33 protein-coding genes are annotated in these 24,991 nt (G+C 45.6%); 13 read left to right on the plus strand and 20 right to left on the minus strand.

Features of this window, described 5'->3' with window-relative positions:
- Complete coding sequence (trmB, locus tag A9236_RS06560) at positions 1–819, plus strand: tRNA (guanosine(46)-N7)-methyltransferase TrmB (RefSeq protein WP_071464616.1); 819 nt, start codon at positions 1–3, stop codon at positions 817–819.
- A gap of 13 nt (positions 820–832) precedes the next feature.
- Here trmB and A9236_RS06565 read toward each other — a convergent pair whose 3' ends face one another.
- The 4 genes from A9236_RS06565 to ribBA form a co-directional block, all read right to left on the minus strand.
- On the minus strand, positions 833–2,305 hold the full coding sequence (locus tag A9236_RS06565) for an NAD-dependent succinate-semialdehyde dehydrogenase (RefSeq protein ID WP_071464617.1): 1,473 nt from the start codon (positions 2,303–2,305) through the stop codon (positions 833–835).
- A 128-nt stretch (positions 2,306–2,433) separates the two neighbouring features.
- Positions 2,434–2,955: a transcription antitermination factor NusB gene (gene nusB, locus A9236_RS06570; protein WP_071464618.1), complete on the minus strand. Its 522-nt coding sequence runs from the start codon at positions 2,953–2,955 to the stop codon at positions 2,434–2,436.
- Positions 2,956–2,964: 9 nt separating this feature from the next.
- Complete coding sequence (gene ribH / locus A9236_RS06575) at positions 2,965–3,477, minus strand: 6,7-dimethyl-8-ribityllumazine synthase (RefSeq protein WP_071464619.1); 513 nt, start codon at positions 3,475–3,477, stop codon at positions 2,965–2,967.
- Between the two features lie 27 nt (positions 3,478–3,504).
- Complete coding sequence (ribBA, locus tag A9236_RS06580; RefSeq protein ID WP_071464620.1) at positions 3,505–4,638, minus strand: bifunctional 3,4-dihydroxy-2-butanone-4-phosphate synthase/GTP cyclohydrolase II; 1,134 nt, start codon at positions 4,636–4,638, stop codon at positions 3,505–3,507.
- A 135-nt stretch (positions 4,639–4,773) separates the two neighbouring features.
- Between ribBA and A9236_RS11000 the strand changes: the two genes are divergently transcribed.
- The 6 genes from A9236_RS11000 to A9236_RS06605 are packed head-to-tail and all read left to right on the plus strand — an operon-like array spanning position 4,774 to position 8,314.
- The gene (locus A9236_RS11000) at positions 4,774–5,097 is read left to right on the plus strand and encodes a hypothetical protein (protein ID WP_143070587.1); all 324 of its coding nucleotides are present in this window, start codon (positions 4,774–4,776) and stop codon (positions 5,095–5,097) included.
- A gap of 7 nt (positions 5,098–5,104) precedes the next feature.
- Positions 5,105–5,656 (plus strand): hypothetical protein, encoded by a 552-nt coding sequence (locus tag A9236_RS06585; RefSeq protein ID WP_201721725.1) that lies wholly within the window; start codon positions 5,105–5,107, stop codon positions 5,654–5,656.
- A gap of 14 nt (positions 5,657–5,670) precedes the next feature.
- Entirely contained in the window at positions 5,671–5,982 is a 312-nt protein-coding gene (locus tag A9236_RS06590) for a hypothetical protein (RefSeq protein WP_236638747.1), read from the plus strand.
- A complete protein-coding gene (locus tag A9236_RS06595) occupies positions 5,975–6,529 on the plus strand; it encodes a Tfp pilus assembly protein FimT/FimU (RefSeq protein WP_236638749.1) in 555 nt (184 codons plus the stop codon). Before A9236_RS06590 ends, A9236_RS06595 begins: the two co-directional genes overlap by 8 nt.
- Before the next feature lie 16 nt (positions 6,530–6,545).
- Positions 6,546–7,664 carry a bifunctional diaminohydroxyphosphoribosylaminopyrimidine deaminase/5-amino-6-(5-phosphoribosylamino)uracil reductase RibD gene (gene ribD / locus A9236_RS06600; protein ID WP_071464623.1) on the plus strand — a complete coding sequence of 373 codons (1,119 nt, stop codon included), beginning with the start codon at positions 6,546–6,548 and terminating at the stop codon, positions 7,662–7,664.
- 32 nt (positions 7,665–7,696) lie between these two features.
- Positions 7,697–8,314: a riboflavin synthase gene (locus A9236_RS06605; RefSeq protein ID WP_071464624.1), complete on the plus strand. Its 618-nt coding sequence runs from the start codon at positions 7,697–7,699 to the stop codon at positions 8,312–8,314.
- A gap of 25 nt (positions 8,315–8,339) precedes the next feature.
- Here A9236_RS06605 and queC read toward each other — a convergent pair whose 3' ends face one another.
- From queC to tolQ, 7 genes are all read right to left on the minus strand, one after another.
- Positions 8,340–9,083 carry a 7-cyano-7-deazaguanine synthase QueC gene (queC, locus tag A9236_RS06610; RefSeq protein ID WP_071464625.1) on the minus strand — a complete coding sequence of 248 codons (744 nt, stop codon included), beginning with the start codon at positions 9,081–9,083 and terminating at the stop codon, positions 8,340–8,342.
- A 5-nt stretch (positions 9,084–9,088) separates the two neighbouring features.
- The gene (gene ybgF, locus A9236_RS06615) at positions 9,089–9,820 is read right to left on the minus strand and encodes a tol-pal system protein YbgF (RefSeq protein ID WP_071464626.1); all 732 of its coding nucleotides are present in this window, start codon (positions 9,818–9,820) and stop codon (positions 9,089–9,091) included.
- Positions 9,821–10,327, minus strand: a complete 507-nt coding sequence (gene pal, locus A9236_RS06620) for a peptidoglycan-associated lipoprotein Pal (RefSeq protein ID WP_071464627.1) — start codon at positions 10,325–10,327, stop codon at positions 9,821–9,823.
- Between the two features lie 112 nt (positions 10,328–10,439).
- Positions 10,440–11,747: a Tol-Pal system beta propeller repeat protein TolB gene (gene tolB, locus A9236_RS06625; protein WP_083393454.1), complete on the minus strand. Its 1,308-nt coding sequence runs from the start codon at positions 11,745–11,747 to the stop codon at positions 10,440–10,442.
- Between the two features lie 6 nt (positions 11,748–11,753).
- Positions 11,754–12,572 carry an energy transducer TonB gene (locus A9236_RS06630; RefSeq protein WP_071464628.1) on the minus strand — a complete coding sequence of 273 codons (819 nt, stop codon included), beginning with the start codon at positions 12,570–12,572 and terminating at the stop codon, positions 11,754–11,756.
- Between the two features lie 38 nt (positions 12,573–12,610).
- On the minus strand, positions 12,611–13,030 hold the full coding sequence (gene tolR / locus A9236_RS06635) for a protein TolR (protein ID WP_071464629.1): 420 nt from the start codon (positions 13,028–13,030) through the stop codon (positions 12,611–12,613).
- Between the two features lie 6 nt (positions 13,031–13,036).
- Positions 13,037–13,693 (minus strand): protein TolQ, encoded by a 657-nt coding sequence (gene tolQ / locus A9236_RS06640; RefSeq protein ID WP_071464630.1) that lies wholly within the window; start codon positions 13,691–13,693, stop codon positions 13,037–13,039.
- 76 nt (positions 13,694–13,769) lie between these two features.
- Between tolQ and glyA the strand changes: the two genes are divergently transcribed.
- The 4 genes from glyA to A9236_RS06660 all read left to right on the plus strand — a co-directional run bounded on the left by glyA (position 13,770) and on the right by A9236_RS06660 (position 16,180).
- On the plus strand, positions 13,770–15,014 hold the full coding sequence (glyA, locus tag A9236_RS06645) for a serine hydroxymethyltransferase (RefSeq protein WP_071464631.1): 1,245 nt from the start codon (positions 13,770–13,772) through the stop codon (positions 15,012–15,014).
- A gap of 23 nt (positions 15,015–15,037) precedes the next feature.
- Positions 15,038–15,484: a transcriptional regulator NrdR gene (gene nrdR / locus A9236_RS06650; RefSeq protein WP_011902126.1), complete on the plus strand. Its 447-nt coding sequence runs from the start codon at positions 15,038–15,040 to the stop codon at positions 15,482–15,484.
- Positions 15,485–15,580: 96 nt separating this feature from the next.
- On the plus strand, positions 15,581–15,877 hold the full coding sequence (locus A9236_RS06655; protein WP_071464632.1) for a type II toxin-antitoxin system RelE/ParE family toxin: 297 nt from the start codon (positions 15,581–15,583) through the stop codon (positions 15,875–15,877).
- Positions 15,878–16,180, plus strand: coding sequence for an addiction module antidote protein (locus A9236_RS06660; protein WP_071464633.1), 303 nt, complete (start codon positions 15,878–15,880; stop codon positions 16,178–16,180).
- A 7-nt stretch (positions 16,181–16,187) separates the two neighbouring features.
- Here A9236_RS06660 and A9236_RS06665 read toward each other — a convergent pair whose 3' ends face one another.
- The 7 genes from A9236_RS06665 to A9236_RS06695 all read right to left on the minus strand — a co-directional run bounded on the left by A9236_RS06665 (position 16,188) and on the right by A9236_RS06695 (position 21,137).
- Positions 16,188–17,153 (minus strand): GDP-mannose 4,6-dehydratase, encoded by a 966-nt coding sequence (locus tag A9236_RS06665; RefSeq protein WP_071464634.1) that lies wholly within the window; start codon positions 17,151–17,153, stop codon positions 16,188–16,190.
- 1 nt (position 17,154) lies between these two features.
- On the minus strand, positions 17,155–17,820 hold the full coding sequence (gene adk, locus A9236_RS06670; protein ID WP_071464635.1) for an adenylate kinase: 666 nt from the start codon (positions 17,818–17,820) through the stop codon (positions 17,155–17,157).
- Between the two features lie 104 nt (positions 17,821–17,924).
- On the minus strand, positions 17,925–18,686 hold the full coding sequence (gene kdsB / locus A9236_RS06675; protein WP_071464636.1) for a 3-deoxy-manno-octulosonate cytidylyltransferase: 762 nt from the start codon (positions 18,684–18,686) through the stop codon (positions 17,925–17,927).
- A gap of 10 nt (positions 18,687–18,696) precedes the next feature.
- Positions 18,697–18,876 (minus strand): Trm112 family protein, encoded by a 180-nt coding sequence (locus A9236_RS06680; RefSeq protein WP_071464637.1) that lies wholly within the window; start codon positions 18,874–18,876, stop codon positions 18,697–18,699.
- Positions 18,877–18,955: 79 nt separating this feature from the next.
- Entirely contained in the window at positions 18,956–20,041 is a 1,086-nt protein-coding gene (gene lpxK, locus A9236_RS06685) for a tetraacyldisaccharide 4'-kinase (protein WP_071465105.1), read from the minus strand.
- Entirely contained in the window at positions 19,924–20,505 is a 582-nt protein-coding gene (locus tag A9236_RS06690) for a biopolymer transporter ExbD (protein WP_143070588.1), read from the minus strand. Before A9236_RS06690 ends, lpxK begins: the two co-directional genes overlap by 118 nt.
- Positions 20,502–21,137, minus strand: a complete 636-nt coding sequence (locus A9236_RS06695; RefSeq protein WP_071464638.1) for a MotA/TolQ/ExbB proton channel family protein — start codon at positions 21,135–21,137, stop codon at positions 20,502–20,504. Before A9236_RS06695 ends, A9236_RS06690 begins: the two co-directional genes overlap by 4 nt.
- A gap of 314 nt (positions 21,138–21,451) precedes the next feature.
- On the opposite strand from A9236_RS06695, the gene xseA reads away from it, so the two are divergent.
- Positions 21,452–22,660, plus strand: a complete 1,209-nt coding sequence (gene xseA, locus A9236_RS06700) for an exodeoxyribonuclease VII large subunit (protein ID WP_071464639.1) — start codon at positions 21,452–21,454, stop codon at positions 22,658–22,660.
- A gap of 4 nt (positions 22,661–22,664) precedes the next feature.
- Here the strand turns inward: xseA and A9236_RS06705 are convergent, their stop codons facing one another.
- Both A9236_RS06705 and murB read right to left on the minus strand, forming a co-directional pair.
- Positions 22,665–23,075, minus strand: coding sequence for a type II toxin-antitoxin system HigA family antitoxin (locus A9236_RS06705; protein WP_071464640.1), 411 nt, complete (start codon positions 23,073–23,075; stop codon positions 22,665–22,667).
- A gap of 239 nt (positions 23,076–23,314) precedes the next feature.
- Entirely contained in the window at positions 23,315–24,352 is a 1,038-nt protein-coding gene (murB, locus tag A9236_RS06715; protein WP_071464642.1) for a UDP-N-acetylmuramate dehydrogenase, read from the minus strand.
- A gap of 102 nt (positions 24,353–24,454) precedes the next feature.
- Here murB and A9236_RS06720 point away from each other — a divergent pair, with 102 nt between their 5' ends.
- The gene (locus A9236_RS06720; RefSeq protein WP_071464643.1) at positions 24,455–24,940 is read left to right on the plus strand and encodes a YajQ family cyclic di-GMP-binding protein; all 486 of its coding nucleotides are present in this window, start codon (positions 24,455–24,457) and stop codon (positions 24,938–24,940) included.
- Positions 24,941–24,991: the final 51 nt, after the last annotated feature.

Below are 24,991 nucleotides of genomic sequence, written 5' to 3' on the forward strand. Positions count from 1 at the left end.
TTGACTCACAATCAAGCAGGCGATAAAGAAGTAAAGCGTTTTGATCGAATTCGCTCTTTTGTCCTCAGAGCAGGAAGAACTACCGCTGGGCAACAGCGCGCTATTGATGATTTAGGCCCGCGATTTCTGATTTCTTACCAAGTTCAACCACTTGATTTAGTGAATGCATTTAACGGGTCTACGCAACCCAAGATTTTAGAAATCGGTTTTGGTATGGGCGAGACTACTGCCAAGATTGCAGCCTTACGTAGCCAAGATGATTTTCTAGCAATTGAAGTGCATACCCCAGGAGTAGGCGCCCTATTGAAGTTGATTGGGGAAAATGATCTCACCAACTTACGACTCATTCGTCATGATGCCGTTGAAGTCTTGCAGAATATGATTGCACCTCATTCTCTGGATGGCATTCATATTTACTTTGCAGACCCTTGGCATAAAAAGCGCCATCACAAGCGTCGTCTGATACAGGCTCAATTTGTCAGATTACTGGTATCCCGCTTAAAAGTGGGCGGGTACTTGCATCTAGCAACCGATTGGCATAACTATGCAGAGCAAATGGTATTAGTGCTGAATGCAGAGCCAACTCTGCAAAATACTTCTAGCCAGCACATCCGTATGGAAACCTTTGGCAATGAAGATATTGCCAAGCCACAAGAGCTTGAAAAGGAATTAAATGAATTCAAGCCCAGCGCTGAGCAATTGAGTGCACAGCATCTAGGTTATGTTGAGCGACCAGCTTATCGTCCAGTGACAAAGTTTGAAAACCGTGGCATTAAGTTAGGCCACGGCGTCTGGGATTTAGTCTATACAAAAAAATAAGTTGAACTGAGTTTTATAAGCCAACACAGACGTACTTCATTTCTAGGTATTCATCCATTCCATAGATGCTGCCTTCGCGACCCAGGCCTGACTGCTTGACGCCTCCAAAAGGGGCAACCTCGTTCGAAATCAGGCCTGTATTGACCCCCACAATTCCGTAGTCTAAGGCTTCTGCTACTCTCCAGATGCGCCCAATGTCACGACTGTAGAAGTAGGAGGCAAGACCAAATTGACTGTTATTGGCTGACGCGATCACTTCCTCGTCTGTTTCAAAGGGAATGATGGGTGCAACAGGGCCAAAAGTCTCTTCATAGGTAATCAGCATCTCACTTGTCACGTTAGATAGGATGGTGGGCTCATAGAAGTTCTTTGTGGCAAAAGTTCTTTTGCCGCCAGCAATCAATTTAGCTCCTTTTGCAATGGCATCAGCCACATGTTTCTCTACTTTTTCCAGGGCAGCCGTTTCAATGAGTGGTCCCTGGGTAACGCCTGGATCCATTCCATTGCCCACTTTAATTTTGGTGAGGGCTACTGCAAACTTTTCTACAAATTGATCTTGAACTTTTTTGTGGACATAAAAGCGATTAGCACACACACAAGTCTGACCAGAGTTTCTAAATTTTGACGCGATCGCTCCACTGACAGCGGCGTCTATATCTGCGTCCTCAAATACGATGAAGGGCGCATGCCCACCTAATTCCAAGGCGAGCTTCTTAACAGTAGGCGCACATTGTTCCATCAAAATGCGCCCAACTTCCGTTGAACCCGTGAAGGAGAGATGGCGAACAGTTGGTGAGGTGCACAAGGTTTTACCAATGGCGATAGATTGCTGCGCATCAGCAGTCAAAATATTAATGACGCCATCAGGAATGCCCGCTTGAATTGCAAGTTCTGCCAGGGCTAGGGCAGATAAGGGTGTTAGCTCGGCAGGCTTAATGACAATCGTGCAACCTGCAGCCAAAGCTGGTGCAATTTTGCGAGTGATCATTGCAATTGGAAAGTTCCAAGGTGTAATGGCTACGCAAACGCCAATAGCTTGCTTGAGCACCATCATGCGTTTATCGCCCCAAGTTGTAGCTGGAATCGATCCAGCTACACGTTTGGCCTCTTCTGCAAACCACTCAACAAATGATGCGCCATAAACAACCTCTCCGGCAGCTTCTGCTAGCGGCTTGCCTTGCTCTAAGGTCATCAAAGTCGCTAAGTCTTGGGTATGTTCAATAATCAGATCAAACCATTGGCGCATGATTTGAGCACGTTCCTTGCCCGTTTTATTGCGCCATGCTGGTAATGCCTTCTCGGCTGCGGCGATAGCTTGCTCAGCCTCATGCGGACCTAGGTTACTAACGGAGGCAATGATTTCATCGGTAGCTGGATTAGTTACATTAAAGCGCTCTTTAGAGTCAATCCATTTGCCGTTAATAAAGGCCTGTTCTTTGAAGAGTTTGTGATCTTTTAGAAAACTACGAATATCGATTTTTTCCATAATGAACTTTGCCGATCTGAGGGGTGTGGGTTGGTGCGTCTGGCTTTAAATGATTTTATCCTCAGAAATAAAAAAGCCCCACAAGCTATTGCTCAGGGGCTTTGACATCCAAATAAAGGGGTGTTTATTTAATTAGCCTGTATTTCTACGGTACGTAATTTTTGCGCCAGTAAATCCAGAACGCCATTAACGTACTTGTGCCCGTCAGTTCCCCCAAAGGTCTTAGCAAGCTCAACAGCTTCATTGATGGCGACTTTATATGGCACTGAAAGATCAACAGCTAATTCGTAAGTACCGATCAAAAGGGCGGCATGCTCTACCGGAGAAAGTTCATTAATGGGGCGGTCAAGGGCGGGAGTAATGATGGCTTCTAGTTCATCCGTGCGATCTAAGACGCCCTCAAAAATTCCGGTAAATAAATCCAGCTGGCAACGCTTAAAGGCAGGATCTTCGGAGAGCTGCTTGGCAATCGCAGCGCTATTGGGAAGGCTTCCTGCGCGACGCACTACTAAGCTTTGATACACGCCTTGGAGGGCATATTCACGGGCGCGGCGACGTGGTGTCAGGGAGCGCTTTGGAGCAGCTGATTTAACATCTGCCCCATCCTTGGAGGCTGGTGACTGTGAGGGATTGATACCGGATTTACTCATAGCAATAATTTACTCTTCACCAGTGTTCATTTGGATATCAATATCGGGAGTCAGGGCTAAAGCAAGATTGGCCATTTCTACAACGGCTTTGGCGCAATCAGCACCCTTTACGTTCACACGCTCATGCGCTTGCTCATCCGTATCGCAAGTAAGTACGCCATTAGCAATTGGCAAACCAGAATCGATTGAGATGCGAGTAATGCCTGCAGCAGATTCATTCGAGACTAGCTCGAAGTGATAAGTCTCACCACGAATCACTGCGCCTAATGCTACGAGTCCATCAAATTCATCTGTTTCAGCAAGTTTTTGAAGTGCAAAAGGAATTTCCAGTGCGCCAGGAACAGTAACTAACTTGATGTCTGCTTGCGATACACCTAAAGCAATCAATTCATTGATGCAAGCATGTGTGAGTGCGACACAATGATCTTCATTAAAGCGTGCTTGCACGATGCCAATGCGTAAATCTTGGCCGTTGAGGTCTGCCTCTAAAACGCCTACAAAGTCATTGCTTGAATCGGTCATGATATTTTTCTGTGGGGTAAGTAAAAATTACTTGGGCTGATAAGGGGTGTAGCCAGTTACTTCTAGCTTATAGCCAGACAGGCTTGGTACGGGGCTTGGGTTGGCTAGCAAACGCATCTTACCCACACCAATATCTTTCAGGATCTGGGCGCCTATACCGTAGCTACGGAAATCAGTTTTACGAGCTAAAGGCTTTATTACTTCCTCTTTCGATTGATTGAGCTTTTGAAATTGTGCCAACCAGTCAGCATCATTAGGGGCAGCAATGCCTGCAGCATTGAGTAAAACGGCAACTCCAGCTGGAGCAGCTGCTAACTGTTGAAGAGCCTGAGCTAGTGGCCATGAATGGGTGCTGACATTGGCATCTAAAAAGTCAAGGACTGTAACGGGCTCATGTACGCGCACCAGGGTTTCTTCAGCTTCTGATGGTTTGCCATTGACAAGCGCAATATGAATGCATGAGCTTGGGGTATCACGGTAAATGATGCCTTCAAACTTACCCCAGGGAGTGATGAATTCACGAACACCTTCACGCACCACAATACTTTCATGTTGGCTGCGGTATTGAATAAGGTCAGCGATGCTACCAATTTTGAGTTGATGCTCTTTGGCAAACTCTAGCAAGTCTGGCAAGCGCGCCATGCTGCCATCATCCTTCATGATTTCGCAAATCACTGATGTCGGTGTGCAACCTGCCATCGCAGCAAGATCACAACCTGCTTCAGTGTGGCCAGATCGAATCAATACTCCGCCTGGTTGAGCCATCAAAGGAAACACGTGGCCTGGCTGAACTAAGTCGCCTGGTTTAGCGTTAGATGCTACGGCAGTTTTAATAGTGAGGGCGCGATCTGCTGCAGATATACCAGTGGTCACACCGCTGGCAGCTTCAATAGAGACTGTGAAGTTGGTGCCCATTGATGTGCCGTTATCCCGCACCATCAAAGGTAAATTCAGTTGCTGACAGCGTTCACGGGTTAGGGTCAGGCAAATAAGTCCACGGCCATGCTTGGCCATGAAATTGACTGCCTCAGCACTAACGTGATCTGCCGCCAAGACTAAATCCCCTTCATTCTCACGATCTTCTTCATCAACAAGAATGACCATCCGGCCAGCGCGGAGCTCGGCAATGATTTCTTCGGTGTAGGCAAGGGTATTTGGCATAGCCCTCTATTTTAAGCTGAGCAGGCAATTGTCGTTAACCTTGTAGTTGATCCCCTAAGGCAATCTTCCCTTTTTCTGACAGTAAGAGCCTCTAGCCCCTGTTTTATAGCTTATCAAAGCCCTAGAAAATGTCTTATGCGCTCAGAGACCCCGAATGGATTCATTTTGCTAGAGGTTTTAGTGGCAATGAGCCTCATTTTGGGCGTTTGGATGACTTCTGTTGGTGCTTATCAAGGTCTAGCTCTGCGGCTGGCTCAGCAAGAAGGAAGACGATCAGAACTTAGGCTGGATTTTGATACTTATGAGCTCGCTGAGCAACTTAGGGTCAATAGCAATCAAGCCCATTTTCGTAATACCCCTAATACTTCATCTATAGGTTTAAAGAATGAGTCTTCTCGAGTGTCTAGTCGGAATCACTCTGTGCGTCCTGTTATTAAACCCGCTCTTAAAAATAAGTAGTGATTTGATGGCTAAGCAAATCCAATATGAAAAAACTCAAGCTTTAGCCACAGAAGCAGAGCGTGCATTAGAGTTAATTGGACGCGCGATTCGAATGGCTGGTTACCAAAATATCAAATCTAATAACTCAAGCTTCGGTAGAAATAGCTCGCATCCTCCAATCGAAATTCAAAAAGGAAATGGCTATCAAAGATCAGACTCCTTAGTGATTAGACATCAGTTATCTGAAGGTATAGATTTTGATTGCCTTGGAAATGTATTAACTAGCGAACGAACTAAAAATGATTTGGCACTTCAGGGGTTTTTAGTTAACCAACAGGCTGGCGTAGCAAAAGGGGCTAAGGTAAATGGAGGCTCGCTTATGTGTCAGTCATTAGATCGTCAGGGGCGCATACAAAATACGACCTTGATGAACGGCATCAACGCCCTGAGGATTGAGGGGCTGGGAGCCCAATCAAGCTTGGGGCAGCGGTCCTTTAGGATTACCTTAGAAATGACTGATGGAGCCATGATTCAAAAGGCGTTTGAGCGCACTTTTACTACGAGAAATCTCCCATGATTTTGGCGTGGGTTATGTCCTTATTGCTTCTATGCTCATCTCTGATTGTGTATCTAGAGCGATTGACAGTGTTGCGTTTAGTTGAAGTGAAAACAATCGAGCTTGCACAAGAGCAATTTATGGCAGCAGAAAGTGCAGTGATCAAATGCGAGAACCACATCCTTAACTTATCTGCGTTAACAGAGAATGATTGCCTTATTCAGTCAGCAGGAAAAAACCAATGGCTCATAACTAGTAAAGAGAAGCCAACTATTCAGGTCCATATCTTGGCAGATGAAAAATCCGGTTTCCTTACTCGACTCAGTTGGCGTCAAGCATTTGAATAAAAATTTTCAGCCTGATACCGGTGCTAGCTTGCTAGAGATGATGGCAGTGATTTTGATAGTGGCTATTTCAGCAATAATCACCATGCCACTTTTGCAAGAGCAGATTGCCATTCGTGAAATTGAATTTGTTGCCAGAAGATTTATTGCACATGCTCACTTTGCTCGTCAGCAAGCATTACACCTGGGGGAGTCAGTAAGGCTAGAGCCTAGCTCAGGCAAATGGGAAAGTGGTTGGGCTGTCTATGGCGCTTGTATTGGTAAGGCAATCAAACCCTCATGCGTTAGCAAGACATGGATTTCTCAGGGTAAGACTGACCCCATTTTCTTTAAAGGTGGAGCTAGACACTTTATTGACCCTCACACAGGCAAGATAGGCATTCTTTTTAATGCTGCGGGGGCGGCTAAAACAGCCCAAGGTGGATTTGTAGCCAATCGCCTAGTCCTTGGTCATCAGAAGGTTCCCGACCTAGAGCGCCAGCTGATATTGGGTAGCGGTGGACGCTGGCGCATCTGTGACCCTGCCAGGGATGCTAAGCGATGCCATTGAATGGTTTAATAGACCCATGTATACCGCTGTTGATCACCAATGGATGAGCGAGGCTTTGGCCCAGGCTCAAAAAGCACTTTATTTGGCGAACCCTAATCCGCGGGTAGGTTGCGTCATCGTTAAAGATGGGCAAGTCATCGGCCGAGGATTTACCCAGCGCGTTGGCGGTTCTCATGCAGAAGTGCAAGCGCTTGCAGATGCTAAAGCAAATGGAAAAGATCCTGCTGGCTCTACGATCTATGTCACTCTGGAGCCATGCAGTCATACCGGCCGCACTCCACCATGTGTAGATGGACTCATTGCCGCAAAGCCAGCTAAAGTCATTGCGGCAATGAAGGATCCAAACCCGCTCGTCTCGGGAAATGGTCTGGAGAAACTGAGAGCAGCGGGGATTGAAGTGCAATGTGGCTTGATGGAAATGGAGGCGCAAGCATTCAATCGTGGATTTATATCCAGAATGACTCGTGGTCTACCGTGGGTACGCTTGAAGATAGCGGCAAGTCTTGATGGAAAAACCGCCTTACCAAATGGCGAGAGTCAGTGGATTACTGGTCCTCTTGCTAGGGCTGATGGGCATCATTGGCGCGCTCAAGCCTGTGCAATTGTGACTGGTGTTGGCACTGTTAAAGAGGATGATCCTTCTCTGAATGTACGAGAAGTTGAAACGCAACGTCAGCCTTGGCGAATTATTGTGGACTCTAAATTAGAGACGCCGACCAATGCCAAGATTTTGAATAATCTAGATCAGTCTGGTGCCATGATTGTTTGTGCCGGCATAGATAGTGCAGAACAACAAGAAAAAGCCAAGGCCTTTGAGGCTAGAGGAATTGAAGTAATTGCCATGGCTAACGCATCTGGTAAGGTGGATTTACCGGGACTCTTTGCTTATCTTGCGCAAGAGCGAGAGATGAATGAGATTCATGTGGAGTCAGGCTTTAAGCTCAACGGCTCAATGCTCAGAGAAGAGTGTGTGGATGAGCTCTTGCTCTATTACGCCCCATTTTTTATGGGTGAAGGTATTGGTATGGCAAATGTACCAGCATTACTTTCCTTAAAGTCTCGAGATGACTGGCAAATCATTGACCAGAGCTTGCTTGGCAATGATTTCAGGCTCAGACTAATTAAACACTCATAAAGATCTCAACAAGAAGAATTAAAATTAACGCTATGTTCACTGGAATCATTACTGCCGTAGGTCAAATCAAAAGCGCTCAAGCAAAAGGTGATGGCCTGCACTTGGTTGTTGAAGTTCCTTCGGCTTATTTGGATGATGTGGCGCTTGGAGACAGTATTGCCATTCAGGGTGCCTGCATGACAGCAACTGACTTTGATGGCAATACCTTTGCTTTGGATATTTCTCGTGAGTCTTTAAATAAGACTGTTGGCTTAGATCAAGTTGGCCCAGTGAATCTAGAAAAAGCACTTCGATTAAATGATCGACTTGGCGGTCACTTGGTGAGTGGTCACGTTGATGGAGTAGGTAAGGTTGCCCACTTTTCCCAGATTGCTCAAGATGCCTACGGGTCTTGGCTATTACGCATTGAGGCGCCTAAAGAATTAGCCCCATTCTTAGCCTATAAAGGTTCAATCGTGGTCAATGGCGTATCTCTGACCGTCAATAAAACAGAGGATAGTAATAAGGCCTGTGTCGTTGATATCAATATCATCCCGCATACCTTACAAAATACAACGCTAGGTAATCTCAAGCAGGGTGATGCCGTAAATTTAGAGATTGATTTGATTGCGCGTTATGTAGCGCGTATGCTTGAAACTCAGGTTAAATAAGCGTCAGAAGAGCTGACTCACTGCCTTATTTATTTTTTCGATAGCGTGTTGGATCGCTTACATTAGCCTGCTTAAAGCCTGCTTGTCTTAGGCGGCAAGATTCGCACTCGCCACAGGCTTCACCTAAATCATTGGCTTGATAGCAAGACACTGTCTGTGAGTAATCCACACCAAGAGTGCTACCCAACTGAATAATTTCAGCTTTGGTGAGTTGGATAATGGGCGCATGAACACGGAAGCGATTGTCATTATTGACTGCTTCTACACCAGCTTTAGTGGCTAGGTTAGCCATGGCTTCAAAAGAGGATACGTACTCTGGGCGGCAGTCAGGGTAGCCCGAGTAGTCTACAGAGTTTGCACCATAGAACACATCTAAACCACCGAGTGATTCAGCCCAACCTAAGGCTAGAGATAGCAGAATCGTGTTGCGTGCTGGGACGTAAGTCACCGGGATTTCTTGATCTTTGCCTGGAATGATAGGCACATCAATCGATGAGTCCGTTAATGCTGAGCCACCAAAACGCGTTAAGTCGAGATTGACAACTTCATGACGCGCAACGCCAATTTGCTTGGCAATATGTTTCGCAGCAGCTAATTCAGAGGAGTGGCGTTGACCATAGCCTACTGATAGGGCATAAGGCGAATAGCCCAAGTCTTTTGCTAGCGCAAGCACGGTAGTGGAATCTAAGCCACCCGAAAATAATATGACTGCAGGTGCTCCAGGCTTGCGTGGCGCGATATTCTGAAAGGCTGCAGACAGCTTAGACATGAAGATTACTTAGTAGCGGCGATGAATTGCTGCGCATCTTTAGCTGCATCAGTATCTGGATATTTAGCAATGATCTCGCTAAATGTTTTCTTAGCTGCCGCTTTATTACCACTCTCTAGTTGAGAATTTCCCAATGTCAACATCGCTCCTGGAATCCGTGGATGAGTCGGATATTTTTTGATGAGACTTTGTAGCTGGTTGATAGCACCAGCGTAATCTTTGTTGGCGTATTTGCTATTGCCACCCCAGTAAAGCGCAAGCGGCAGGTAGGGGCTCTTAGGATACTTTGCGGTAAATGCAGAAAATCCTTCATCTGCCTTTTTCAGATTGCCAGCTTGGAACGATTTGAGTGCATCGTCGTAAGCTTTTTTCTCGCCAGGCTGCACAGTGCCACTAACGCCTTCAATCGTTACTGTACGAGGTTCAAAATTACCTAAACGAGTATCTAGATCTTGGTAATAAGTCTTCTGACTAGAAGAAATATCCTCACCTTGTTTCTCCAGGTTTTCGATCTTTCCGCGTAGCTCAGCATTGTCTGCTTTGAGCTTCTCAATTTCACCCTGCAATTCAAGCTGGGTGGTAGCCAAAGATTTACGCAAATCCAAAATAGCCTTACGCGCCTCGTCATCTGAGAATAGGGCCCAAGCGCTATTGGAGGCGCTTAAGCAAACGAGTGCGGCACTTAAACAAAACGCTCGTGAGAGCGTTTGTTTGAAAGCGTGTGAGGAGCTCTTCATTTAGTTCGTAATGTAAACAATATCAGCGCGGCGATTTTCTGCCCAAGCAGATTCTGTATCACCTTCCGCCTTTGGCTTTTCTTTACCAAAACTTACTGCTTCCATTTGATCGTCAGAAACGCCCATCAGGTTCAATGATTTACGCACAGCATCTGAACGACGTTGACCCAATGCCAAGTTGTATTCAGCAGTGCCACGTTCGTCAGTGTTACCTTGAATGATGATCTTCTGTTTTGGATTTGCTTTTAAGTAGCCCGCATGAGCAGACAACATTTTTTGGTATTTAGTCTGAACGGTGTACTCATCAAATCCGAAATAAACACTTTTCTCAAAGAGTGGGCTCTTAGGATCATTCCATGGCTGTGAGCCAAAGCTGCCACTACCACTACCGCTGCCATTGGCACCGTCAGTGTCATCCAATTTCACGCTTGAACAAGCTGCCATCAAAAATGCCGTTGCACCAATCAGGGCAAATGTAGCGGCACGACGTGCGATAGAAACTTTCATGATTTTCCTTTTCCTGCAAACTCTATAAGTAATTGAATTAGGCCCTATGCCTATAGCAATATTATGCCCCCAAGCGTCTCAAAAGTGCTTATTTCACCCCGAAAAAAGGTGCTTAGTCCATGAAGGGGCCCCAAGAAGGCTGACGTACATCGGATCCTGGGATGCTAAGTACCTGCTTCGAGTTGCCGTCAACGGAAACTGCCGCCAAGACACGCTTCCCGTTCACTTTAGTTGAGTAGAGAACATAGCGGCCATTAGCAGCAAAGGAGGGTGATTCATCGCTTGTACCGTCAGTTAATGCTTGGGCATCACCAGTTGCGAGATTGAGGATGTAGAGTCGATATGCACCACCAATGTTGGCGATGTAGGCCAAATATTTCCCATCTGGAGAAATTCGTGGCGATGTCACAAAGCCTTGCTTAAAGGTAACGCGTTTTGCACCTTCGACCTGCTCGCCATCTGCACTCATGCGATAGATCTGTGGATTGCCCCCACGATCACTTGTGAAGTAAATGTAACGACCATCAGCTGAGTATTGTGGTTCTGTATCAATCGTGCTGCCACGAGTTAAGCGATGCAATCCAGTCCCATCCGCATTAATACCGTAGATCTGAGTATTGCCATCTTTCGAAAGTGAGATGGCGAGCTGTTTCCCATCGGGTGACCATGCTGGTGCACTGTTGTTCCCTTTTTGGTTGGAAAGAGAAATACGACGACCAGTTGCTAATTCATGAACATAAATTACAGGCTTGCGATCTTCAAATGAAACGTAAGCCACTTTTTTTCCATCGGGCGACCATGATGGAGAAATGATTGGTTCTCCGCTATTCATCGCATTGCGAATATTTTGACCATCAGCGTCAGAGATCACGAGGCAATAGCGCTTGCCATCCTTGATTACATAAGATAGACGGGTAGAGAAGACGCCGCGCTCACCTAAGAGTTTGAAGATGATGTCATCGGCAATTTTGTGGGCTACTGCACGCAAATTATCGGCGCTGGAGTTGAGATTTAAACCGCCAAGGCTTTGGGATGTACGAATATCAAATAATTTGTAATGAATTTCAAATTGGCTGGAGCCAGTCTGAACAACCGAACCAACAGCTAAAGCATCTGCACCACGTGCTGCCCATGATTTGTAATTTGGAGTACCGTCATCACTCTCAACGGCATTACCGTTCTCAGTATTTTTAAAGTAACCGCTGCGTGCTAGGTCTTGCCGAATGATTTCAGTAACACTAGTGGGCAGTTTGTTTTCATCTTTAAAACGCATGACTGCGATCGGATAAAGCGATTGACCAACGCCAGTGATTTCAATATTCATCTGCGCGAATGCTGGACTCGCAATACTGATGACTAAAGTAGCAAGTGCAATATTGAAGAATTGCGATTTAAAAGCCATTTTTTTCATTAACTGCAACATGCTTTAGTCCTTGGGTTTAAAGGTCAACTTCACTTCGCGTTGTGGAATCTTGCCATTGTCATCTTTAGGCAGACTTTCTGCACGTGAAAGCGCTAAGAGCACAGCTCGATCCCAGCTGGGGTTGCCGCTAGAAGTTAAGACGCTGGTACTCAGAATAGCCCCGTCGGGCGCAAGGTTCACTTGGATGACTGCTGCAGGGTTACCGCTAACGGATTCTGGATTAAAGACGATAAGCGGCTTCACTTTTTTAATTACTTTATCTGTCCAGCCTGGGGGCGCATTGCCACCACCACCGACACCATTGCCAACAGTACCCCCGCTGCCACCTTCAGCACCTGCGGCAGCTCGTAGTCTTGCTAATTGATCGGCGCGTACTTTCGCTGCTGCAGCATTTGCTTTGGTTTCGGCTGGGGATAGCGCTTTAGGAGCCTCTACTTTTTTAGGCTCTTCTTTCTTTGGCTTTTCCTTCTCTTTTGGTGGAGGAGGTTTCACTGCTTTCGGCGCCTCTTTGACTACTTCCTTTTTGGGTGGCTCTTTTTCTACTTTCTTTTTCTTAACCGCAATATCAGCAGCCTCTTCTTTCACAACTGTTTTGAGTTCTGGTTCGGGCGGCACTTCAACCTGAGGAGTTGAATCCCAAAGCTCTACTTCAACTCCAGCAGGAGTGGAGTTATTCCAGCTAATACCAATGACTAAAAAAGCGAGCAATCCTAAATGCGCAATTAAAGAAAAAGTAAATGCACGCTTAGTGCTTTCCTGTTTGGTAAAGCGTCCTCGCTTAAAAGGAGTGACAGGAGATTGAAAGGTGGATGCGCTATTCATTAATCAAAAGAGGCTGGATCAGTATCTTGCATCAGCGTTTATTGACTTTTGACTGCTAGGCCAACCCGTTTGACGCCATTTTCCTTCAGCTTAGACATGACATTCATCACGGTTTCGTATTTGATTGTTTTATCTGCCGCAACTACTACTGGCTGATCGGCTGATTTTTCAGCCTGGCTTCTTGCAAACGCACCAAGCTCAAATGGAGTTAAGGTTTGAGTGGGCTCACCATCTTTACGAACAATGACATTCTCATTGGCATCGATGGTTAAAAAGATAGGGGGTAAGGATTGCACTTTAGCTCCACCAACAGTTGGTAGATTGACTACGCCCGGATTCACCATAGGTGCGGTAACCATAAAGATGACTAATAGCACCAACATCACGTCGATATATGGCACAACATTAATGTCGGACATTGCCCGACGTTTTGATTTACGCAAAGAAGAGGCAGCCATGACTAATTAACGACCTGCAGTTTGACGTTGCAGAATATTCGTGAACTCTTCAATAAAAGTTTCAAAACGAATGGCGAGGCGATCAACATCCGTTGCTGCGCGGTTATAAGCGACTACGGCAGGAATCGCCGCAAACAAACCAATCGCTGTTGCGATCAATGCTTCAGCAATACCAGGGGCAACCGCAGAAAGTGTTGCGTTCTGCACGTTGGCTAATCCGCGGAAGGAATGCATGATTCCCCACACAGTTCCAAAAAGACCAATATAGGGGGATACAGATCCGACGGATGCCAGGAATGGAAGATTGGCTTCTAGAGCATCCATTTCACGTTGGTAGGTTGCTTTCATGGCGCGGCGGGCAGCATCAATTTCACGAACTTTCATGAACTCTTGCATCCCTGCCTCAAAGATGTGTTCTAGGACAGCATCGCTGCGGGTATTGCGCTGGGCAGCCTCTAAGAGGATGTTGAGATCGCCACCCGACCAGAAATCTCGCTCAAAGCGCTCGGTATCTTGCCTAACCCCTCTTAAAACGGCAGTTTTCTTGAAAATAATGGTCCAGGAGGCAACGGACATCCCTAGTAATAACAACATTACTAACTGGACTAATAGGCTGGCATTGAGGACGAGGGAGAGGAATGAGAGGTCTTGTGTGGTGGTCATGGTGGATTTTGTATGATGTAGGTTGATTTTACTAAGTTAATTAACGCAGCAATCCAAATTCTTCAGGATTATTACCATGTTTGACCGTCAGAACACCTTAGCCAAAACCGATCCCCAGTTATGGGCAGCCATTCAGAACGAAAACAAGCGTCAAGAAGACCATATTGAGCTCATTGCCTCTGAGAACTACACCTCTCCAGCGGTTATGCAGGCTCAGGGCTCCCAATTGACGAATAAGTATGCCGAAGGCTATCCAGGCAAGCGTTATTACGGCGGCTGTGAATTTGTTGATGTTGCTGAGCAACTCGCAATTGATCGCGTCAAAGCCTTGTTTGGTGCTGAGGCAGCTAACGTGCAGCCCCATTGCGGCGCATCTGCAAACCAAGCGGTTTTCTTGGCCTTCTTAAAACCTGGCGATACCTTTATGGGTATGAGCTTGGCTGAAGGGGGTCACTTGACCCACGGCATGGCATTGAACATGAGCGGTAAGTGGTTCAACCCGATTGCTTACGGTTTAGACAAAAATGAAGAAATTGATTACGAGCAAATGGAACGTTTAGCTCGCGAGCACAAGCCAAAGTTGATTATTGCTGGTGCTTCTGCCTACTCAAAGAAAATTGATTTTGAGCGTATTGCTAAATTAGCAAAAGAGGTGGGCGCTATTTTTATGGTCGACATGGCGCACTATGCTGGTCTCATTGCGGCAGGTGTTTATCCAAATCCAGTACCGCATGCCGACATTGTTACTTCCACTACACACAAGAGTTTGCGTGGTCCACGTGGCGGCATCATTTTGATGAAAGCTGAGCATGAGAAGGCCATTAACTCTGCAGTCTTCCCAGGCTTACAGGGCGGACCTTTGATGCATGTGATCGCTGGTAAGGCTGCAGCGTTTAAAGAGGCGCAAGAGCCTGGCTTTATTGATTATCAAAAGCAGGTAGTTGCCAACGCTAAAGCATTAGCAGAGACCTTAATCTCACGTGGTCTACGGATTGTTTCTGGTGGTACAGACTCACATGTCATGTTGGTAGATCTGCGCGCGAAGAAGATGACTGGTAAAGAAGCTGAGCGTGTCTTGGGTGAAGCTCACATTACTTGTAACAAGAACGGCATTCCGAATGATCCAGAAAAGCCAATGGTGACCAGCGGTATTCGTTTGGGTTCACCAGCAATGACGACGCGTGGCTTTAAAGAGGCTGAAGCCCGTCAAGTGGGCAACTTCATTGCGGATGTTTTAGATAATCCAAATGATGCAGAAAATATCGCTAAGGTTCGTGCTCAAGTTTCTGAGTTAACAAAGCGCTTTCCTGTTTACGGTTAAGTCAGTAGAGAAAGAAGCTCAGATTGCGCTGCCCTTTTTGCCATAACGACGATACCCAGGTTTTAGATACCCGGGTATCGGATGAGGGCGATACGATTCGTCGTCGTCGCCGTTGTGCCAAATGCGATAAGCGTTTTACAACCTATGAGCGGGTTGAACTGGTATTGCCTGCAATCGTTAAAAAGAACGGTAGCCGGGTGGAATACAGTCACGATAAGTTGGCGAGTTCACTCAAGTTAGCTCTTCGTAAACGCCCCGTATCATCCGATTCAGTGGATGAATCGATTGCGCGTATCGAAGAAAAGCTTCTGAGCTTAGGCGAAAAAGAGATCCCTAGTGAGCGCGTAGGTGAGCTGGTGATGCGTGAACTCAAACGTCTCGATAAGGTGGCCTATATTCGGTTTGCCTCAGTCTACCGAAGCTTTGCAGATATCGAGTCTTTTGAAAGTGCGCTCAAAGAGCTGAAGTAGTAGCAATTCTCAAAACCCCCTTTTAAGTATTTCAAAGTCCACGACATTCTTGAGGTTACTTGTTATATACTGTAACCAATTGATTACAATTGATGCATGTATGAAATCAATAAAACAGATGAGTTTGATGCGTGGTTTAGTGGTATTCGAGATCCCATAACACGCGGCCGATTGCTTTCAAGGCTTCGTAAGGTGTCGCTTGGTAGCTTGGGAGATATAGCGCCAGTAGGTGCTGGGGTATGGGAGATGCGTGAGCATTTTGGCGCTGGTTGGAGAATGTATTACGTACAACATAGAAAAACTATCATTTTGATGCTGGGTGGAGGGTGTAAATCTACCCAAGCTACTGATATTAAGAGGGTTAAGAAATTACTTCTAAGCTTAGAGGATTAAATGAAAAGTAGCAAAAAGATAAAAAACAAAGATTTTTCAAAGTTTGATGTAGTGGATTATTTGAAAACAGAAAAAGATATTGCAGGATATCTTTCCGCTGTACTTGAAGATGGTGATCCTGCCTTATTTGTTGCTGCAATTGGCGATATTGCTAAAGCAAAGGGCATGACTGAAATTGCCAAAAAAAGTGGTGTCACCCGCGAATCTTTGTATAGAGCATTAAAGATAGAGGCTAGACCGCGTTTTGAGACGGTGGCAAAAGTAGTTCATGCGCTTGGCATGAAGCTAAGCGTGCATGCCTAAGTAAGACTTAGATTAACTTCGCTTTTTCAGCGCACATCATCTTAATAACGCCATCAATATCGGTTGGCTTACTCCAGCCCAATGCCTTAATGGCTTTCTCAGGGTTGCCAACACTAGAAATGATTTCATTAGGGCGAAAGAAGTTTGGTTCGATCTCAACATATTTTTGCCAATCCAGATCAAAGTATTCAAAGGATTTAGCTACAAAGTATTTGAGAGATTCTTTTCTGCCAGTGGCAATCACAAAGTCGTCAGGCTGATCGAGTTGCATCATGAGCCACATCGCCTGGACGTACTCAGGAGCCCAACCCCAGTCACGGGAAATATCTAAATTACCCAGTTGTAATTTATTCAGTTGACCAGCTTTGATCTTGGCAGCGCCGGCAATAATTTTTTGCGTCACAAAGCGCTCGGGACGCAATGGAGATTCATGGTTAAACAAGATACCTGTGCAGGCATATAGGCCATAAGATTCACGGTAACTATTAATCAGCCATTTGGCTGTAGATTTGGCGACTGCATAAGGGCTACGTGGTGCAAATGGCGTTTGTTCATTTGCTGGTGTATCGCCAGTATCTCCAAAGCACTCACTTGAGCCTGCATTGTAGAAACGCACAGGCTTGTTGAGAAGACGAATCACTTCCAAAATATTCAAAGTGCCAATGGCAATGCTTTCGATGGCTTCCACTGGTTGATCAAACGAGAGTCCTACAGAAGTTTGACCAGCCAGGTTATAGATTTCATCTGGGCTGGATTCCTGGATGGCATTAAAGACGCTTCTAAAGTCATTAATCGATACGGAAATTAATTTGACTTGTGAGCGAATGCCAAGAATATTGAGGTTATTAAAAGATGAGGCCATCACATCGCGTGAAGACCCCGTTACTTCATATCCTTTGGATAAGAGGTGCTTTGCTAAATAAGCACCGTCTTGCCCGGTAATGCCAATAATGAGTGCTTTTTTAGATGCCAATTTACTTCAGTGCAACAAAGATTGAGGCAGTGATGTCCTCTACGTTTCCGGTGCCGCTGACCTTACGGTAAGCAGGTGCCTTGACTTTATCGCTTGCGCTGGCTTGCGTTGCCCATGAGGAGTAGTACTCCACCAAAGGGCGAGTTTGGTCGTTATATACCTGCAGGCGCTTACGAACTGTTTCTTCTTTATCGTCATCACGCTGGATTAAAGCATCGCCAGTTACATCATCCTTGCCCTCAACCTTAGGGGGATTGAACTTAATGTGATAAGTACGGCCGGAGGCTGGGTGAACACGACGACCGCTCATGCGATCGATGATGGCATCAAATGGAACATCGATTTCTAAAACGTAATCGATTGGCACACCAGCATCTTTCATGGCTTGTGCCTGAGGAATGGTTCTAGGGAAACCATCAAACAAATAGCCCTTGCTGCAATCTGGTTGAGTCAAGCGATCTTTAACTAAGCCAATAATGATGTCGTCAGAGACTAGCCCGCCGGCATCCATAATTTTTTTAGCAGCAACACCGAGTTCAGTTCCGGCTTTCACAGCAGCACGCAACATGTCGCCAGTGGAGATTTGTGGAATAGCAAATTTTTCACAAATGAACTGAGCTTGTGTGCCTTTTCCAGCACCAGGTGCACCGAGCAGAATTAACCGCATTGTTTTCCCCTTATAAGATTTGTAATTGTCCCGTATTTTGTCGGGATCCTTTATATCTAATGCCTAGGATTATCCCCGAGAAACAGCAATTCACCCCACAATTGCTAGGAGTTAGCCAGGAGGCTTCTAACGCGTTCGAGGTCTTCGAGGGTGTCAACCCCTGCTGGTGGGGTCTCAGTGGCTGTATGAACCGCAATACGATAGCCATTCCAGAGGGCGCGAAGCTGCTCTAAGGCTTCTGCTTGTTCTGGGGGTGCAGGCTCTAAGCGAGAGTAGGCCTGTAAAAAATCAGCTCGATAAGCGTAAATGCCCAGGTGCCTCAAATGCATTACCTTTCGTTCTGGCTTTGCATCTCTTACAAAAGGAATGGGAGCTCTTGAAAAGTAAAGGGCTTCACCCGCTCGATCGAGGACTACTTTAACGACGTTGGGATTTTGAATTTCACCATCATCATGAATTGGTACGGCTACTGTTGAGATGGCGCATTCCACATGATCAGCCAAAGTTTGAGCCACTTGATTAATTAATTCAGGGGGTATGAGCGGTTCATCACCTTGAACATTGACCACTAAAGTATTGCTAGGGAGTTTTAATAATTGCGCTACTTCTGCAAGGCGATCAGTACCAGTTGGGTGGTTCTCACTAGTCAATAAACATTCAATACGATGCTCATCACACACTGCTTGAATTTCTGCTGAATCGGTTGCAACGATTACGCTCTGGGCTAAAGATTTTTTAGCTTGCTCTGCAACACGCACTACCATGGGTTTGCCGCCAATATCAGCCAGCGGTTTACGCGGCAACCGAGTAGAGCCTAGCCTTGCAGGTATGACAACCAAAAAGTCTAGAGATTGGGTTGCACTCATTTGGAGTTGCTTAGAGAACTTCGTCAGCGGTCATGCTGCGCGCTTCTTCAACTAGCATCACTGGGACATCATCCCGAATTGGATAGGCTAAACGATCAGCCTTACAAATCAGTTCATGTTTTTCTGCATCTAAATGCAGTTGGCTTTTGCATAAAGGGCAAACCAAGATATCAAGTAGGCGTTTGTCCATAATTATTTCAAATAAAGGGTATAAGAAAAGAGTGTAGCGCTTAACGTATTAAGTGGACAGTTAAATAGAGTTCCAAGGCTTATAAAGTGTAGCGACGGGGGTCTGGCCTTTGCAAAATGGATTGCAGCCAATCCATCAGATTATCTGGCAAATGCAGTGACATTGGCACAACCCAAATGCGTTCATCTAGGATGCCTGAACATTTAACCGCATCCTTCTCAGTAATGAGGATGCATTGCGCTTTGATGGCAGCAAAGAATTCTGGTGTGTAGGTGGCGTGGTCCGGAAGCGGAATTTGTTTACCGGTAATACCTTGCTTTGCTAAATCATTAAAAAAGCGCTTTGGATTACCAAGACCTGCAATCGCAGTCATGTTCTTTGGCAAAAATTGCTCAGCAATTTGCTCGAACGATAGCGTGTTAGAGGTGTTGATGAGTTGATATGGAGTACCTAGGCGACTTACTAAGTTAAACAATCGACGGCCTAAGAAATACTCATCCAAAATGCCGCTTTTTTGATTCTTAGGCGTGCCAGTAAATAGCGTCGCATCTCGCTCACGTGTGGCAGGCTCGCGGAGTGGACCCGCAGGAAGTAGGAAGTGATTGCCTTCACCTCGATCATCACGGACTACAAACTCAATATCGCGACCACCTTCACGAGCTGGCCAGCGAATAAGTCCGCGGTGCTGAAGGCCATCATCGCTAATGATGACGTTGACCTCAGGAGTATGTTTGAGTAGAGCCTTAATGCTTTGTTGACGCTTGGGAAAAACCCAAATCGGAAATTGATCCCCAGTTCGTTTTGCGATCAATGCAGGTTCGTCGCCTACTAAAGCGGGGTCGGAGCTACTGCTTACTTGCAGGGGAGAGGTTTGGCTTGATGCTCCATAACCCCTGCTAATAATTCCAGGTTTCCAGCCCAGTTGCGATAGTTGTTGTGCAAGTGCAATCACGATGGGCGTTTTACCTGTGCCGCCAACCCGAATATTGCCAACAATAATGATGGGTACTGGAGTGGGCTTGACCTTCGAAAGATCTAAATCATGAATCAGTTTGCGAATACGCAAGGCAACACCATAAAGCCATGAGAGTGGCCACAGTAAGAGGCTGGTTGGGCCACGTCTTTCCCAAAATTGAGGAGCTTTACGAAAAAAAGATAGCGCCATATTCTTTTCCAGTTGCCTATTTTTTTGTTTTGGCTACTAAAAACAATATTGCTCAGATTGGCATCACGTGCCGCCTCTAAGGCAGTCATCACCGCTTGATGTGGAGCCTTAGCATCTGCATCGATATTGACTTGAAGGCTGCTGTCCTTGCTGCTCAGTTGCGCTAAGGCATTACTCAATTGAGGTGGATCTGTCACTTTGCCGTTAATTGCAAAGCGGCCATCACGACTCACAGCAACGTGTACTTGTTTGCTCTCTGTCTGAGTCTCACTACCATTAGCAGTTGGTAAAGTAATTGCTAATTCTTGATAGCGTGTAAAGGTAGTGGAGATCATCAAAAAGATGAGCACTACCAATAAGACATCAATAAATGGAATGAGATTAATTTCTGGCTCAGCAGAAACTGCTGTAGTCCCTAGAGAAAATCTTCCTCTTGCTTGTGAGTGTGTATCTAACCAACTCATTGCGTTGATTCGGTTGGGTATAGTTTTTTAAATAACTGGCGCGTGAACTCTTCGCACTCACGCTGACGTTGGTTTGCAATTGCACGTAATGCGCGCCAAGCGGCCAGTGCAGGAATCGCAATCATCAAACCAAATGCAGTGTTGTAAAGCGCAACAGAGATGCCGTGCGCAAGTTGTTGAGGGCTACCGGCACCATTGATGGCTCCTTGACTACCAAAGATTTCAATCATGCCCACTACAGTGCCAAATAAACCTAGCAATGGGGCTATGGTGGCAATCGTCGCCAGCGCTCCTAGATAGCGATCAAACTTGAGCCAAGTTGCTTGTGCTACTGCTTGCAGTTCTTCTAATGTCGATTGAGCATGATTGCCTGCAGATTTCTCACGCAAAGCGCAGGTAAGCAAAGGGCTTGCCGGGGATAGTTGGGCTAGCTGTGCCATTTGCTCATTGGGTAATGTTTTTTGGCTAAGCAACTGATTGGCAGAGGAAAAAACCGCTTCTAGACTGCCTTTAGGAAAAATATGAACTTGGCGCAGATACCAGCTGCGCTCTATAACAATGGCTAAGCCAATGATCGAAATGATTAAAAGGGGCCAAATAGGCCAGCCGGCAGATAGTAAGATAGGGTACATAAGCTCAGTACTTTAGCTGAATTAAGAAGCCTCTTTCAGAAAGCTTGCCTGTGGATAACTCTGTGCAAAACTTTTTTCTGAGGATGCTCTAAGTCCTTGATTGATGGTCGGAGTAGTGAAAAACCCTAAAAAGCACCGTCTCATACTGGGATAAATTTAGTAAATAAATCAAAGGCTTACATTTTAACTGTAGTATTTATGAGACGTTTCGGGTCAGTAACTACTTACTTATGAGCATTAAACCAAGGGCCAATAGGCTTCTGTGGATATTTATTACCGTCTAAGCGAGAAGGCTTGGGGAGCAAAGAGAAAAAATGTCTGAAATATCAAGAGAAATTCTGTCTGTCGGCGATCTAAACCGCGCCATTGCTCAATCTTTGGAGGATCGTTTCGATACTGTCTGGGTTAGCGGGGAGATTTCGAACTTTAAGGCCTATGACAGTGGACACTGGTATTTCTCGCTCAAGGATGAAGAAGGTCAAATTCGCTGTGTGATGTTTCGTGGCCGCAATGGCCAGGTTGGCTTTATGCCGCAATCCGGTGATTTGGTTGAAGTCAGCGCGAGCTTGGGAATGTATGTTCCAAGAGGTGACATTCAGCTCACGATTCAAACTTTGCGACGCGCTGGTATGGGTGGTCTATACGAAGCTTTTTTAAAGCTCAAAGCCAAGTTGGCAAAAGAAGGATTGTTTGATGAAGATCGTAAAAGAGCAATACCAACGCATCCGCGATCAATCGGCATCATCACTTCACCCCAAGCTGCAGCATTAAAAGATGTGCTCAGTACTTTAGCCAGGCGTGCGCCACATATTCCAGTTGTGATTTATCCAACGCTAGTGCAGGGCTCTGATGCTCCCGCAGGAATCATTGCTGCACTGAAAGCTGCAGCAAAAGAACAAGCGGTGGATGTGATTTTGCTAGTACGTGGTGGAGGAAGTATTGAAGATTTGTGGGCATTTAATGATGAGCAATTGGCATATGCCATTGCAAGCTCACCTATTCCAGTGGTAAGCGGTGTTGGTCATGAAACCGATTTCACAATTGCTGACTTTGTTTCTGATCTACGTGCACCAACACCAACCGGGGCTGCAGAGTTAGCCGCTCCCCGCAGAGATCAAATGTTGCAGGAGCTCGATGCCATCATGCAGGCCCTACTCCAGCGCATTAATCAACGGGTAGAGCGTGAGGCACAAACACTGGACCAGCTTGCCTTAAGACTAAGCCATGCTTTACCGAACCCAGACCGCATGCGTGAGCAAATTGTGAGTTGGCAGCAGCGCCTCAATCAAGCTTGGTCGGTGAGAATGGAAAATTGGAAACGCAATCAAACTCATTACCAATCACAATTAGAAATGCTGAACCCGCAAAGAACTTTAGAGCGGGGCTATGCAGTGATTCTAAAAAAGGAAAAAGAGTTACTTCGGGCAGTACGTAATCCTAATGAGTTATCGGTAAAAACTAGCTATCAGGTTCGTTTAGCTGAAGGCCAGGTTGAGATTGAGCTAATCAAAGTAGGCAGCTGATTTTTTAAGCCCGCTCAAAAAACACTCCCGCTGGGACTTTGAATCTTTTTGCTAGAGCGTTAATTTGTCTTACATTTAGTTGTCTGGCTCCAGACAAGATTTGGGAGATAACGCTTTGATTGCCAACCTCTGGCAAGTCAGATTGTTTGAGTTGATGCTCTTCCATTAAAAAAGCCAATACCGCTTCAGGCTTTGGATCATCTATTTTGAAGTGCTCGTGTTCATAAGTGCGAATTAACTCGCTTACAAGCTCAAAGAGATCAATCAAGGGATGTTTTTTTGACGACGCGACAACATCGGACAGCATGTCTGCTAATTGCACCATTTTTTTGTATTGCTTTTCGGTGCGAATAGGGCTGAGATCAACAGTCTTGGATAGGTTTTCCCAAGCCTTTTTGAGGTCGTTAAGGTTCATTTTTTCCACCCATCCTTGTCAGCAGATCTAAAAACTTGCTTTACTTCTGCAGAATTTTTATAAGATCCGAATTCCATCAGCTTTCTCCATGACTGAAGAGGCTCAAGAGCATCTTTGTGAGGGCTAGAAAAATCTAATAGACGACGATTGGTGATGACTCTCATAAAACCATTATATTGCAATTTGCAATAATTAATCTGAAAGATTTTTAGCCCATAAGGACTCAAGGGAAATGCAAATTACAAAATATTTGGCTCGATCTCTAAGTGCACGCCAAATTCTTTTTTAACCTTCTCCTGGATGCATTTAGCAAGCCCCAAAATATCTTGGGCTGTGCCATTGCCGTGATTAACCAGGACTAGAGCTTGGTTTTCATAGACACCAACATTTCCCATGCGTTGGCCTTTGAAGCCACATTGGTCAATTAACCAGCCAGCCGCTAGCTTGCGCTTGCCGGCAGCATCAGGGTAAGAAGCCAGTCCTGGAAATTTATGAAGCAGGGTTTCGTATTGCTCATTAGGTACGATGGGATTCTGAAAGAAGCTGCCTGCATTACCGATGACTTTCGGATCTGGCAGTTTATGAGTGCGAATTTTACAAACCGCTAAAAAGATTTCTTCAGGGCTTGGGCTAGATTGTTCGGAAAACTGTTTTGCCAAATCTGCGTAATGAACGCGTGCTTGCCATTGCTTGGGAAGTCTAAAGACGACCTTTGTCACAATAAAGCGTTGGGGATTTTTCTTAAAGTAGCTATCGCGGTAAGCAAAGCAGCACTCTTCATTTGTAAGGGTGACAAAGGCATGACTATTGGCATCATAGGCATCAACAGAATCAATGTACTCACCGATTTCAACCCCATAGGCGCCAATATTCTGAATAGGTGCGGCACCTACCGTACCTGGAATAAGAGCTAAGTTCTCTAGGCCTGGCAAATTATTCTCTAAGGCCCATGCAACAAAGTCATGCCAATTGACGCCACCACCAACGGCTATCAGAGTCGAATTGGTATCGGAGGAAATAATTTCTTGCCCGGCGATATTCATAAGCAAGGTTGCACCGGGTAAAACCGTTGGCAAAATGACGTTGCTGCCACCGCCTAGAACGCGCCAAGACAATTTCTTCTCGGCTATTTGCGTCATCACTGCTGGAATTTGCTCGGGAGCGGTAATTTCATAGGCGAGCTCTGCGCTTGCCTCAAACCCAAAGGTATTGCGATGCTTAAGACCAAGGTTTGGGCTCGATTTTGGGCTTGGATGGGCATTTGATGCAAAGTTCATGCCACAATCTTATTCGAATGTCTGCTAAGTGCGCAGATAATTGCAAGATAACTCAAATCAATATTAAATAGATTAACCAAGAGATTAACTAAGGAGTAAAAAATGCCCTCATTTGACGTAGTTTGCGAACCGGATATGGTTGAGCTTAAAAATGCGATTGAGCAATCTAATAAAGAAATTAGTAATCGTTTTGATTTCAAGGGTTCAGATAGTCGAGTAGAGCAAAAAGACGAAACTCTGATCTTGTTTGGTGACGACGATTTTAAATTAGGTCAAGTGCGTGATGTGCTTTTTGGCAAGATGGCCAAACGTAACGTGGATGTTCGTTATCTGAAAGATGACAAAAAAGAGACTATTGGTAGCGATAAACGCAAGCAAACTATGAAGATCCAAAAAGGAATAACTTCAGATCTTGCTAAAAAAGTTGTCCGTATCATCAAGGACAGCAAGATTAAAGTCCAGGCAAGCATTCAGGGTGATGCAGTACGTGTCACTGGTGCCAAGCGTGATGATCTTCAAGCAACGATGGCTTTATTGAAAAAAGACGTTACCGAAGCGCCATTGGGCTTTAATAATTTCCGTGACTAATGCTGGGCTAACGGGTTCCTAAAAACCATTTGCTTATGAAGCTTATGTATA

This window comes from Polynucleobacter sp. QLW-P1DATA-2, assembly GCF_001870365.1.
In the GTDB taxonomy this organism is placed as follows: Bacteria; Pseudomonadota; Gammaproteobacteria; order Burkholderiales; family Burkholderiaceae; genus Polynucleobacter.